The sequence below is a fragment of the Chroococcidiopsis thermalis PCC 7203 genome (genome assembly GCF_000317125.1).
Classification (GTDB): domain Bacteria; phylum Cyanobacteriota; class Cyanobacteriia; order Cyanobacteriales; family Chroococcidiopsidaceae; genus Chroococcidiopsis; species Chroococcidiopsis thermalis.
Genome location: NC_019695.1, coordinates 1,734,504 through 1,746,740, shown reverse-complemented (window position 1 = coordinate 1,746,740; position 12,237 = coordinate 1,734,504). Strand labels below are relative to the sequence as shown.

Below are 12,237 nucleotides of genomic sequence, written 5' to 3'. Positions count from 1 at the left end.
AATTGTCTGCAAAAATTGCACGCTACCCGGAATAATTTGACGAATTTGAGTAAGAATGTTAAATTTCTCTTCAATAGTTTGAAAACAGTTAGCCTAATCCAGTGGTGTCTGTGTTGAGGAGTTCAAGACTTTAGTAAAACTGGAGCGGAGGAACCAAAATCTGGGGCTTATCTGGTTTAAAGATGAATTAGCAAGAACGAGTATCGAGTTCAGATCTTCATAATTCATCCTTGACAAGAAGAACATCTCTCAGTTCTAGCCCGTCAGCTAACTCCGTAGGCGTTGAGAGGAGACTGAAATAAGCAACATTATCAATAATGTTCTGCTTGGTTCAGCTTCCAAGGCTCGTACTGTTAAGCCTGTTGTACCTGCACTTGAAGAGACTGAAAAATAGCAGATGAAAATCCCACAAAAATCACTGGTAAAAATAAAGCAATTCGCCTTGAAAAATTGTCAGGCACGCAACGCCCACTCTACTATGCTTGAATTTCAAGCATCAAATAGAACTGCTATAGTTGCGGAGTCACAAACAGATGCGATCGCTTCATTACCTTAGCCGTATGTAGCTAACTACCAATAAATATCAAGCGCATTAGTAGAGTTTTGTATGGATGTAAAGCTCTATAACTTTGGTTAGAATAATTAATAATCAAACCAGTAGTAATAATATGGAAAACTGGCAGGCGATCGCTAGCACTATTACTTTCCTTAGTGTCATCTTTTTCGTGATGACAGAATGGATACACTTGACTATCGCGGCATTTTTAGGAGCATTAATTCTTGTTTTTACAAATGTGTTAACGCTAAATGAAGCAATTGGATATATTGGTAATAGCTACTCTACCATTGCTTTGTTTTTTGGCGTAATGGTGTTGGTACGAGCTTTTGAACCTACAAAAGTTTTTGATTATTTAGCCACCCAAATTGTGATTTTAGCTAAAGGACAAGGCAAGCGCTTGCTACTGGGAATTGTGGCAATTACAACTCCAATTTGCGCTTTTTTGCCCAATGCTACAACAGTTATGTTACTAGCACCGCTGATTCCTCCGATTGCAGAGGAAGTAGGGGTAAACTTTGTACCACTACTCATCTTAATGGTATTCGTAGCCAACAGTGCCGGATTACTAACATTGGTAGGAGATCCAGCTACATTTATTGTCGGAGATGCCGTAAACGTCAGCTTTATTGATTACCTCGCGCGCCTCAGTTTAGGTGGAGTTATTGCAGTTATTACTGTGGTTGCAATGCTACCATTTCTATTTCGTAAAATTTGGCATAAAGATTTAGAAGATTTAGAACATCTTCCCCATCCAAAAATTAATCATCCTCAAGTTTTAACATTAGGGATTGTTTTGATTGCTGGTGTTTTAACATTCTTTGTTATTGGGGAAATGTTACCAATTCCAATTTCTCCTGAGTAGGAATTGCCCGAGCTTTAGCGACTCGTCCAAAAATGCTACTAATGGACGAACCTTTCGGAGCATTAGATGCTCTCACTCGCGGAAAATTACAAAGACAAGTCTTAGATATTTGGGAACATCAGCGACAGGCGGTGATGATGATTACTCATGACGTAGAAGAGGCAATTTATATGTCCGATCGCATTGTTTTGATGACAAATGGTCCCAACGCTAAAATTGGTGAAATCATCGACGTTCCCTTTCCTCACCCCCGCGATCGCCATGCCATGCGACATTCAACAGAATACGTGGAACTGCGCGATCGCGCCTTAGATTTTCTCGATCGCTATTTCACCCAAGACGAATAATTTATTAGAAGTCAGGAGCCAGAAGTCAGGAGTCAGAAGATAGAAGAATGTATATTGATTTAGCTTCTTCCTTGTCCCCCTTGTCTCCCTTGTCCCCCCCTCTCCTTTGTTCCCCTTGTCTCCCACTTACCCAAAGGAAAAACTGTGAACCTCAAACCCATTCTGGCGCGGCTGCAAAATGCTCTAGGTAGTCAAGACGTACACAACTTGATTTTGCGGATGCCAACTGGATATCAAACTCAGAATAATACATCCGAGCGATCGCTAAATTTAGTTGTCGGTTATGACGGTTCTCCTGACAGCCAAGCAGCGTTAGATCTAGCTTTATTAATTGCTCATCAAACTCGCTTGGCGACTCAAAACCAAGTCACAATTCACGTTGTTTATGTCTTAGATGAAGTACAAATAGAGTTACTGACCAAAATTTATAGCTCCAGTTCCTCAAAAGCTTTTCGTCGGGGACAAAAGAAATCTACACCTGTCGCCACTCTCTCTGGAACTCAGGCACTCGCAACCAAATCTAAAACAATTTTGTTAGCACAAGCAGACGAAATTTTATGGCGAGCGCGATGTTTAGCTGAAGCATGGAAAGGTACGTTTGTGGCTCATCTACGATTTGGTTCTTTAGCTACGGAACTCAAAAATATTGTAGAGACTGAAACAGCAGACATAATGCTATTAGGTTGTCATTCTCAAAATAGTTTAGTCATTCGGCAACTAGATCCAAGTCTTCCTTGTGCGATATTAGGAATTTCTGAATAAATGAATAAAATTTATCTAGCCAGAAGTCTAATATCTTTTTAAGATACTTTTGAAACTTTATAGGATAGAAAAACATGAGCGAAGTTAAAAAAGTTGCGATCGTGACGGGAGCAAATCGCGGTTTGGGTTTAGAAACTTGCCGTCAATTAGCAAAACAAAATATTAAAATTATTCTAACCAATTGCGTGGCTGGCAACTTTAGCGGATGATGGACCTACGAGCAGCTTTTTCCGCGATCGCCAACCGATAGAATGGTAATCTTACTTGTGGCGATCGCATCCGCTCTCTATATTATTGCTCTGATTTGACTGCCCTCCCACACACAATCAGTGGGAAACGCGGATCGTTATATTCCAATTTCGCCTTAGCAAAATCATAAGCTACCATGCCTCGGAGTTCTCCAGCAGCTACAAGAGAATTTCCATAAGTTTGTATGTCGATCTGTTCGGCAAGAAAAGATTTAGCTAAGATGTAGTGCAAACCGCGAGCTGTAAAGCGCCAGTATTCGGGATAGGCAGGATAATTGATTGTAATATTCGGTACGGCAATCAGTAATACACCCCCTGGCTTCAAAATACGATGCATTTCTGAAACGATTTTTTCTGGTTCTGCAATTATGTGTAAGACATACGTACAAATGATACAGTCATAAGTATTACTAGGTAGATCGTTTGGTTGAGTTAAATCGGCAACAATAGTTGCATTTGGAATATAATCCTTGTTTAAAACATCTAGCTTGGTAATCCGATCCCTAAAACGAGATGTATAAGTATCGTCTTGAAATTCTAGGCAATGACCTTTAATATCTGCCGTGAATTTTTGTAAATACCAATCTAAATAAACGCGATGAGCGCTATCTCCTCTCTCACACCAGTTTTCTGCTAAAGGCTGCACGCCTACCTGTAGTAGCTCTACTCTTGTTTTGAGCATAAATAAAGGTTTTAATGCTTGCTTGGCAGATTGCTTAAAACTCTTTGGTAGCAGTTGTTTTCCATTATTAAATATTTTCTTGAGCTGCTCAGAAAAACCTTTTGTCTTAGGCGGAAAAAGCTGTCCAATACTATCAAATTGGCTCACAATCCATCTCCTTATACCTGGTTAAAATGGCTATACTTCTAGATCGCTAATATCAGAAACCCAGCGATGTTAAAGAATGTATCTATAGCAGTTCTAAATGATTTTTAAAGTAGGCTTCTAGCCTGCCGCAGGCTAGAAGCCTACTCCACGTTCATGAATCAAATAGGATTGCTATATCAGCAATAATGTACTTGAAACTTAAAATTGATAGGCTGACAAGTCAACTCTATTCGTGTGAGTTGCAAAGCTCTGAGTTAGCTTAGATTCGTATTGTAGAGTGCAATTCTATAGCTACAAATCTTGTGCGATCGAGCTTAGGTAATATATCAATTCACAACATTTTTAACTCTGTATGTCAGGTATATATGACTAGAGTTATTCCAACTTATAAAATTACTATTATGGTGGCGTAAGTAAAATTTGCATATCTGTGCGCTGGTTTAGAGATAAATACTGCTGTAATGTAGAAGCAATTTGCCTATATGTTAATAAGTTAAGAACTGCATAACTTTAATTCCTCTGTCGCTAGGTGGAAACACAATTAAGTATAGACAATAATTTTATACGTGGTTAAAAAAGCTGAATTTAACTGACTTTATATGTATGCAACAGAGGCGCGATCGAATCTATAGTATTTCTACACGCTCGATCGCCATCACAACATAGAAACGGGATTAAGCCACTGTACGATTGTTTGTCTTAGCTGTCTTAAATCGCGAGAAAACTCTTGCTTAAACCACTGTCCTACTGCATCGAGAGGTGTAAAGTTAGAACCAGTTTGCCATTGTAGGTCTTGACTTAAAGGCGTGGTATGAGTACCGCTGAGGGTTTTTAATGTCACCATCCCAGGAAAGCGTTGATGCAGCAACTTCACCAAAGCTTCAGACTGATCGATCGTGTCATTGGTAAACTTGATCGCTAAGTTGCGGCGAACCTCGTAACGAGTTTGCAACAGAGTATTGGTTTCCAGAGGAGAAGGGGTAAACTCGACAGAGAAGCCCGGATTAAAATTCAACTGCTGTACCAAGGGGATAGCATCTCGCGCCGCATAATTATTGAAAGAAATGAGGATATTACCAGCGCGTTCGACATTGAACAGACTGCCAATCAATAGATGGAGTTTACACCCCATACTATGCCCCACGCCGTAAATTGGTAAATAGCGGCTGCGCAGGAGGGATTTAGCGTAAAGTTGTCCGATCGCATTTTCAAACCCATTCAGTACCGAGCGGGCGATCGCGGTATGATCTAGAGTGTTGACAAACGGCGTAGCAACGACAACGTAATTTTCCTCAGCGAGTTGTTCTAAGAGCCAGCGATACGTCAATTGAGGTGCAGTGGCGACAAACGCACCGCCTAAAAAATGCACGATCCCGATTTGCTTATGGGGAACTAAAACCCAGTTCCCAGCAATTTCTTTCCATTCCATGAGCTTAGGGAGTGGGGAGTAGGGTTTTAGGTATTAGCTTTATCTACCCAAACTTTCATATTCTTCAATTGTACTGCACCAAATTGGGTAACTAAGGCAACATCAGCCGCATCTCGTCCGTAGGCGATCGCAATTCTATTACCCCTTGGTTCTTTTTGGGTAGCATCAAACGTATACCAACGTCCACCTACAAACGCTTCAAACCATGCGTGCAGATCCATCGGATCTAACTCGTAAAGATATCCTACTACCATCCGCGCCGGAATATTCAAACTGCGGCTTAAGGCGATACCCAAATGGGTAAAATCGCGACAGACCCCTACTTTTTGCTCGGCTGTATCCACAGCAGAAGTAGAAGCATCGCTCGTACCGTAGCGATATTCTATATTTTGCTGAATCCAACTGCGAATCGCCTCTACTTGATCGTATCCAGGTGCAGCATTGCCAGCAATCTCATTTGCTAGATTTCCCAAGCAATCTGCTTGACAATAGCGACTGGGTAACAGAAATTGCAGCGTACTTTCCGGTAAATCCTGTACCAACACATACGGCGCGCCTGGTTGAGTATCAATTTTATCTGCGGTGTCTACTTCAGCTGTAGTTTGTACCTGAAATGAACCTGGAGGCGCTACCATCCGCTGACACAAATTACCATAACTATCGGTATACTCTATAACTTGTGCGCTGGGTTCGATGATGTATTCCTCTCGCATCACCCATTGTCCCAATCCACTGCGAGGTCTAAGCATGAAAATGAGTGGAGTTGGCGCGTTGACTTCATATGTAATTTGACACCCTGCAATCAGCCGCATTCTTACCTCCTCTTGACTTAGTTTATAAGTATTTACATATATGCTATTTAGTACAAAAACTGTATTATTAGCTAGTTTCCTGGGAGGTATTTTATGATTCTTGAGGCAGTAATGCTGAGTGTCAAGTTGGGAATGGAAAGCGATTTTGAAGCAACTTTCAAACAGGCTTCCAGAATTATTTCGGCTATGAATGGGTATTCATCCCACGAATTACATAAATGTATAGAAATTAAAGGAAAATATTTATTACTTGTTAAGTGGAAGACTTTAGAAGCTCATACAGTTGAATTTAGAAAGTCTCCTGAATATCAACAATGGAAAAAACTATTACACCACTTTTACGATCCATTTCCAGTAGTCGAACATTTTGAAAAAATTTAACCGTGGGGTGGGCATTGCCCACCTTACTATTGTCTACTGAGAAGAACTTTCGCTTGTAGTTGTATCTTGACCTAACGTACCCTCAGCAGATGGTGTTTGAGATTCGGTAGTAGCACTGTTATTCTGTTGAGGTTGAGTTGTTTCAGCTTCAGTTTCAGGCTGTGTAGGAGCGGGAGTTGTCATATTTTCGTTCTGCTGTGGAGTAGATGCTGGGGGTTGCAGAACTGGAACTGGTACTTCCTTAATTCTCTCAATAATTGTTTGTTTTTCCGAACTGCGATCGACCGTAGAAGATTCTGTGTTTGGTTTGTCGCTAGGTACGGGAACGAGAACGGGTTGTGGTGTCGATGTAGATGCTTGAGGAGATTGATTCAAATACCAAATGACTCCCGCACTCAAAGCTGCAATTGTTGTCAGCAGAATTCCCAAAAGCAGACCTCGTGCCGCATTTTCATTATCTCTTACAGTTGATGCTCTCTCTTGAGTGCTGCGCTCTGCAACTCGACCGTGTACGTAGCCATGCTGATAAGAATCATTAGATTCAGTTGTCTTTGTCACATTAACATGGGTGTTACCGTTAGCATCTTGATAAGACTCTTGACGCACTTCACGGTTATAGCTATTACCTGGGTTTAGATTAGACATGATTTCAATAAAACTCCTTTCAAGTTATCTAATGTTTTATTTGATACTTGAGTTTAGACAAAATCAGCATAATCCCTGAAATCAAACGAGTCACTCTATCCCCAGAAGGGATCTCTTTCATGCTATTCCTCTATCTTGAGAAGGATTATTTCAAAAAAAAGACTAGTAATGTAGAGTAGGTTATGCCTATCTTTTATAAAAATGAGACAAAATAGATGTTTGATGGAGTTCAATCTGTCTTCTTTTTCGTATTTGATGTTGTTGAAGCAGCAAATTGGTACAGTAAACTTTTAAATCTTCCAGTCAAGTATTTCAATTCAGATGGAGAAATAAAAGCAGCTATAATTCAGGTTGGTAGAGTAGAAATGTTTTTTCATCCTGCTGATGCAAAGATGTCTCCTGGTAGTGCAGGTCAGGTTGCTTACTGGCGTGTCAATGACTTTGCAAAAGCACTTGATAAAGCAAACCAGCATGGAGCTACGCTTTACCGGGGACCTTTAGTAATTGAAGATAATCGAGCAATTTGTCAGATGCGCGATCCTTTTAACAATCTCTTTGGTATGCAAGGTTCGCTCTACTCAAATCAAAATAGTTATTTTTAATGCGCAGTTATTAATATTTCAGTAATCTTACCCCTCTTTTGGGCTTTAGAATTAATTGCTCTGGTTGCTAAAATTTCATGAATGTGAAAATCTTTATATAACTCTCGAACCAATGAACAATCGGAATTAGATAACATGACCTTAACCCCACGCCGAGCTAATTCTGCAAATGTATCTCTCAATCTAATCTGATCTTTTTCGTTAAAAGAGTAACGACTATAACCTGTAAAGTTACTAGTATCGCTCAAGGGATGGTAGGGTGGATCGAAATAAACAAAATCCTCTGGCGTTTTAGCAAAATCTAAAATAGCATCAAAAGGTCTAACCTCTATGACTACAGATTGAAGAGAGACTGAAACTAAACGCAATAACTCTGCATTACAAATAGTAGGATTTTTGTATTTTCCCATTGGGACATTAAACTCTCCTTTAGAGTTTTCACGGTATAAACCGTTAAAACAAGTTTTATTCAGATAAATTAATCGCGCTGCCATTTCCACAGGCGTTCCTGTGAACTGCGATCGCACCCGATAATAATAATCGCGATCGTGCTGTTCTTGATGCCGTGCCAACAACTCGATTAATTCCTCAACGCGATCGCGCACGCAACAATACACATTGACCAATTCAGGATTAATATCTGTCAGTACTGCTGGAAACTTTTGTGTCGGTTTATCGTTTCTAGTCACTCCATACAAGTAAAAAAAGACTGCCCCTCCTCCCAAAAATGGCTCGTAGTACGTAGCAAATTTTTGAGGAAAGTAAGGAATATATTGAGAAATCAACTGGCTTTTACCACCCGCCCATTTTAAAAACGGACGCGGAAGGCTTAACTGGAGTGACTGACGTAGCATTCAAAGAATTGAGTAGTGAACAGTTATCAGTTATCAGTCTAGAGACGTTACATGTAATCTCTGTACAAAGTTATCAGTGGCTAGTGAAAGCGTGGCTGGTGACAAGAATTGAGTCAAGCCACTAGCTACCAGCCACCAGCCACTCACGAATGACCAATAACAAATTGCTATAGAATAAACGTAATTCACATGAAAAAAATTTAACAGCTAGACAAGGCTTACAAATCAAATGTTTGATGGCTTCTGGGAAAACGTCTCTCGCTACCCCCGCTACTTTGTCACAATCGTCTTGGGGATTTTCTTAAACGCCATATCTCCATTGACTCCCCTATTCAAGCGTCCCACAACCGCGATCGCGATCGTTGGTATGTTCGTTGGATTATCTTTGTTCGTTCTGTTTACCCTCCGCGCCATGCTAGGCTTAAGCCCATCTTAATAAAATCATGAAATATGGCGAAAACAACCGTACAGCCGATCGCCAGCTTGTAAAGTCAATGGAATCAGTATTATAACCTTCTGTCTTCTGCCTGCTGCCTTCTTGCAATAGCTAATAGACTAGAAAAGTTGGGTAGAACCATTGCAGTTGGCTCTACTGATTTGATTCAAGTATGAGGAAGGGTTATTGTTATGGCTACAAGTCGCCGTGTGGATCGCGTTGCTGAATTAATCAAACGCGAGGTAAGTCAGATGCTATTAAATGGCATCAAAGACGATCGAGTCGGTGTAGGTATGGTTAGCGTTACCGATGTAGACGTATCCGGCGATCTACAACACGCCAAGATCTACGTATCAATATACGGTTCAGACGATGCTAGAGAGCAAACTATGGCAGGCTTAAAGTCAGCCACAGGGTACGTTCGCCGAGAGTTAGGGCAAAGAATCCGTCTCCGCCGCACTCCAGAAGTTGTATTTCACGAAGATCGTTCGATTGAAAGAGGGACGAGAGTGCTGTCGCTGATTAATCGGCTCAATCAAGATCGCCCCGCCAATCTAGAGCCAGACTACAAGGAAGATGAAATTGAAATCTCCGCCGAGGATGAAGCGTAACCTAATGATACAGAACATGTGAGGGGCATATAGCTGTGTGTCCCTACCTGTGCTTCTCGATCTAGAAAATGAGGCATAACTTGCTATATTGCGCTATTCTATGCCGATATAGCTCGGGTTTTAAGTTGATGTACATATAGCGATTCTATTTGAGTCATGAACCGATCGTTGTGGTGGTTGACGGTTAACAGTTGACAGTTAACCGTTAACCGTCAACCGTCAACCAGCAATATCCCAGATTCACAAATCATTTAGGCTCTCTATATAAAGTTTATGTAGATTTAGCGATCGCCGCTAAAGTCCAGTAGCTTTACGGATCGATCCGCTATGTTAAAACCTACTTTAAAACTAAATCAAATCTGAAATGAGATACGATACCGTACATTCTCGGTATTTGATATTTTTCTATCTCAAGGCAGAAAAGATAGTCGAACTTGCTTCCTGTTGCTGGAATCCAGATTTAGCAAGCTCGAAATTTTCTTAAGGATCTTTTTAGAAAATCTTCAGTTTGAGAAACCTAGTCTGAGCAAGGGTTTGGGTAAATCTTAAGAAAAGCATGAAAAAAATTAAGATTTTTTTTATAATTCTGTTAGATCGTCACTAAGGTTGGGCATAACAAATATAGAAATCTACCTCGGTGACGTTATGAACTTCCGCTTCAATGCAACTATCGCTGCTGCTGCTATTGTTCTAGTTTCTGGTTTCCAATTCCAAGCTTTTGCCTCCGAACCAGACTACCTCTGCTTCGTTACCACTGGTGCGGGGGACGTGCTGGACTTATCTCAATCCCTATGTGCTGAAAAAGCTACAAAATCGACAATCGCAGCTCTAGACAAAGCATTTATCGAAGCTTACAAACAGCAAGCCATGACTCACGCTGACGTGCGCGATAATTTGATCGCTAATATTCAGCAATCTCCAGAAACTAATATCGCAGCCGCAAAAGGTGTCTGTAACGACTTAGAAGCCGGAATTTCCCTAGAGGAAATTCAAGAAGCTCAATCGGAAGATCATGAAGCAAAAGCAGATGAGGTTAATTCGGAAATCGTCAATAAACTAGCTACACAGTACTACTGCCCAGGCGTGCAGTAAACCTATTCATCTATCGATCGATAAATCAAAGTGCGATCGCAATGCGTCAAGGCATGTCACCAGATCGTCACATAATATTTCCTCTCAGACACAATTTGACTGTCGAATCCGTATATATCTGCTCAAGTAGTCACGAACTGCTCGTCTTATCTTATTTATGATGGGGGAAAGTTGATTATATATATAAATAGTCAATGCTTACCCAAATAAAAGACATAGCCCTAAAGTTAGCGCCGCGTTTAATTGAAATTCGCCGCCATCTCCACAGTCACCCAGAATTAAGCGGTCAAGAGTATCACACATCTGCTTATGTTGCTGGTGTCCTTTCGTCTAGTGGAGTTCATGTCAGAGAGGCGGTTGGTAAAACTGGTGTAGTAGGAGAAGTACAGGGACATGGTAGCGATCGCCGCTTATTGGCAATTCGTACCGACATGGATGCACTACCCATTAACGAACGCACGGGATTAGAATTTACTTCCAGAGCGACAGGTGTGATGCACGCCTGTGGACACGATGTCCACACCACCGTAGGACTTGGAACTGCTATGGTTCTTTCCGAACTAGCATCCCAGTTACCAGGTAACGTGCGGCTGTTGTTCCAGCCAGCAGAGGAAACTGCTCAAGGAGCCAGCTGGATGATTGCTGACGGGGTGATGGAAAATGTCTCGGCAATTCTATCCGTACACGTCTTCCCTTCCATTCCCGCCGGAAAGGTAGGTATCCGCTATGGGGCGCTAACAGCAGCAGCAGACGAGTTAGAAATTACTATTATCGGTGAATCGGGGCATGGGGCGCGACCCCACGAAGCGATCGATGCTATTTGGATCGCCGCGCAAGTCATTACCACCCTGCAACAAGCCATCAGCCGCACGCAAAACCCGTTGCGTCCAGTGGTACTAAGCATTGGACAGATTACAGGTGGTAGAGCGCCAAACGTCATTGCCGACCAAGTAAAATTACTTGGCAGCGTGCGATCGCTCCATCCCGAAACCCGGACTAATCTACCTGGGTGGATCGAAAAAATCGTCGCTAATATTTGCCACTCCTACGGAGCGCAATACGAAATGAGCTATCGCCCAGGAGTACCAGGGGTGCAAAATAATATTGGTCTATCCCAAATTTTACAAACAGCCGCAGAAGAGGCTTGGGGAAGCGATCGCGTTTTAGTTTTAACCGAACCTTCCCTTGGTGCAGAAGACTTTTCACGCTATCTCGAACACGCTCCTGGTGCTATGTTTCGCTTAGGGGTAGGATACGAAGATCGCACCAACTATCCCCTGCACCATCCTCAATTTGAAGTTAACGAAGCCGCGATCGTTACTGGTGTCGTCACCCTTGCCTACGCTGCGGTGAAGTATTGGCAATAGAAGTAGAAGTCAGAAATTCATCTTCTCTCCCTGCTCCCCGCTCCCTGCTCCCTAACAACTGACTTAGGAAAGATGCAGCCATATCCACAGATTTGCTACTCTAACAAAAAATACCGAGACAGTAGTAATTAAAATATGGCATCACCTACACCACTGCAAGGTACTGAATTAGTTGACTGTGCGAGAGCAAACGCTAAGCAGGGAATTGAAACTGCTGCCCGTCAGTGCGGTTTTGGTGAAGATTTAAATGGTTTTTCACAAGCGCTCAAGCGAGCCTGCGAGAGTATGAATTTACAAGTGAAGGAACTGAGCGAACTCATTACCGATGATGAGATGATCCTTCAAATGGGTAAAGGGGAAATTGTTGCACCCGATAGTGCTTCGGAACTGTGAGCGGGGAT

Annotated in this window: 15 protein-coding genes, 2 pseudogenes and 1 riboswitch; of the genes and pseudogenes, 11 read left to right on the top strand and 6 right to left on the bottom strand. The window is 41.8% G+C overall.

Annotated elements, in window-relative coordinates; genetic code table 11:
* Positions 1 to 116 precede the first annotated feature (116 nt).
* A riboswitch (cyclic di-AMP (ydaO/yuaA leader) is annotated at positions 117 to 297 on the top strand.
* A 371-nt stretch (positions 298 to 668) separates the two neighbouring features.
* Positions 669 to 1,415: pseudogene (locus CHRO_RS07735) on the top strand (ArsB/NhaD family transporter); the annotation flags it as partial.
* A gap of 2 nt (positions 1,416 to 1,417) precedes the next feature.
* A pseudogene (locus CHRO_RS07730) lies at positions 1,418 to 1,768 on the top strand (ABC transporter ATP-binding protein); the annotation flags it as partial.
* Here CHRO_RS07730 and CHRO_RS31805 read toward each other — a convergent pair.
* Positions 1,730 to 1,894 carry a hypothetical protein gene (locus tag CHRO_RS31805; protein WP_181824292.1) on the bottom strand — a complete coding sequence of 55 codons (165 nt, stop codon included), beginning with the start codon at positions 1,892 to 1,894 and terminating at the stop codon, positions 1,730 to 1,732. The pseudogene CHRO_RS07730 and the gene CHRO_RS31805 sit on opposite strands and share 39 nt — an antisense overlap.
* A gap of 18 nt (positions 1,895 to 1,912) precedes the next feature.
* Between CHRO_RS31805 and CHRO_RS07725 the strand changes: the two genes are divergently transcribed.
* On the top strand, positions 1,913 to 2,530 hold the full coding sequence (locus CHRO_RS07725; protein WP_015153646.1) for a universal stress protein: 618 nt from the start codon (positions 1,913 to 1,915) through the stop codon (positions 2,528 to 2,530).
* A 74-nt stretch (positions 2,531 to 2,604) separates the two neighbouring features.
* Complete coding sequence (locus CHRO_RS30330) at positions 2,605 to 2,739, top strand: SDR family NAD(P)-dependent oxidoreductase (protein ID WP_015153645.1); 135 nt, start codon at positions 2,605 to 2,607, stop codon at positions 2,737 to 2,739.
* A gap of 82 nt (positions 2,740 to 2,821) precedes the next feature.
* On the opposite strand, the gene CHRO_RS07720 is transcribed toward CHRO_RS30330, so the two are convergent.
* From CHRO_RS07720 to CHRO_RS07710, 3 genes are all read right to left on the bottom strand, one after another.
* Positions 2,822 to 3,607 carry a methyltransferase domain-containing protein gene (locus tag CHRO_RS07720; protein WP_015153644.1) on the bottom strand — a complete coding sequence of 262 codons (786 nt, stop codon included), beginning with the start codon at positions 3,605 to 3,607 and terminating at the stop codon, positions 2,822 to 2,824.
* 655 nt (positions 3,608 to 4,262) lie between these two features.
* A complete protein-coding gene (locus tag CHRO_RS07715; protein WP_015153643.1) occupies positions 4,263 to 5,036 on the bottom strand; it encodes a DUF1350 family protein in 774 nt (257 codons plus the stop codon).
* A 26-nt stretch (positions 5,037 to 5,062) separates the two neighbouring features.
* The gene (locus tag CHRO_RS07710; protein WP_015153642.1) at positions 5,063 to 5,848 is read right to left on the bottom strand and encodes a transglutaminase domain-containing protein; all 786 of its coding nucleotides are present in this window, start codon (positions 5,846 to 5,848) and stop codon (positions 5,063 to 5,065) included.
* Between the two features lie 93 nt (positions 5,849 to 5,941).
* Here CHRO_RS07710 and CHRO_RS07705 point away from each other — a divergent pair, with 93 nt between their 5' ends.
* Positions 5,942 to 6,229, top strand: a complete 288-nt coding sequence (locus CHRO_RS07705; protein ID WP_015153641.1) for an antibiotic biosynthesis monooxygenase family protein — start codon at positions 5,942 to 5,944, stop codon at positions 6,227 to 6,229.
* A 33-nt stretch (positions 6,230 to 6,262) separates the two neighbouring features.
* Here the strand turns inward: CHRO_RS07705 and CHRO_RS07700 are convergent, their stop codons facing one another.
* Entirely contained in the window at positions 6,263 to 6,874 is a 612-nt protein-coding gene (locus CHRO_RS07700) for a hypothetical protein (RefSeq protein ID WP_015153640.1), read from the bottom strand.
* A gap of 215 nt (positions 6,875 to 7,089) precedes the next feature.
* On the opposite strand from CHRO_RS07700, the gene CHRO_RS07695 reads away from it, so the two are divergent.
* Positions 7,090 to 7,476, top strand: a complete 387-nt coding sequence (locus tag CHRO_RS07695) for a VOC family protein (RefSeq protein ID WP_015153638.1) — start codon at positions 7,090 to 7,092, stop codon at positions 7,474 to 7,476.
* On the opposite strand, the gene CHRO_RS07690 is transcribed toward CHRO_RS07695, so the two are convergent.
* Entirely contained in the window at positions 7,473 to 8,330 is an 858-nt protein-coding gene (locus tag CHRO_RS07690; RefSeq protein WP_015153637.1) for a DNA adenine methylase, read from the bottom strand. The two genes, CHRO_RS07695 and CHRO_RS07690, sit on opposite strands and share 4 nt — an antisense overlap.
* 229 nt (positions 8,331 to 8,559) lie before the next feature.
* Between CHRO_RS07690 and CHRO_RS07685 the strand changes: the two genes are divergently transcribed.
* From CHRO_RS07685 to CHRO_RS07665, 5 genes are all read left to right on the top strand, one after another.
* Positions 8,560 to 8,766, top strand: coding sequence for a DUF751 family protein (locus tag CHRO_RS07685; RefSeq protein ID WP_015153636.1), 207 nt, complete (start codon positions 8,560 to 8,562; stop codon positions 8,764 to 8,766).
* A 191-nt stretch (positions 8,767 to 8,957) separates the two neighbouring features.
* A complete protein-coding gene (rbfA, locus tag CHRO_RS07680) occupies positions 8,958 to 9,377 on the top strand; it encodes a 30S ribosome-binding factor RbfA (protein ID WP_015153635.1) in 420 nt (139 codons plus the stop codon).
* Between the two features lie 645 nt (positions 9,378 to 10,022).
* Positions 10,023 to 10,469 (top strand): DUF732 domain-containing protein, encoded by a 447-nt coding sequence (locus CHRO_RS07675; RefSeq protein WP_015153634.1) that lies wholly within the window; start codon positions 10,023 to 10,025, stop codon positions 10,467 to 10,469.
* A 194-nt stretch (positions 10,470 to 10,663) separates the two neighbouring features.
* Positions 10,664 to 11,836: a M20 family metallopeptidase gene (locus CHRO_RS07670; RefSeq protein ID WP_015153633.1), complete on the top strand. Its 1,173-nt coding sequence runs from the start codon at positions 10,664 to 10,666 to the stop codon at positions 11,834 to 11,836.
* A gap of 135 nt (positions 11,837 to 11,971) precedes the next feature.
* A complete protein-coding gene (locus tag CHRO_RS07665) occupies positions 11,972 to 12,229 on the top strand; it encodes a hypothetical protein (protein WP_015153632.1) in 258 nt (85 codons plus the stop codon).
* The last annotated feature ends 8 nt before the right edge of the window (positions 12,230 to 12,237 follow it).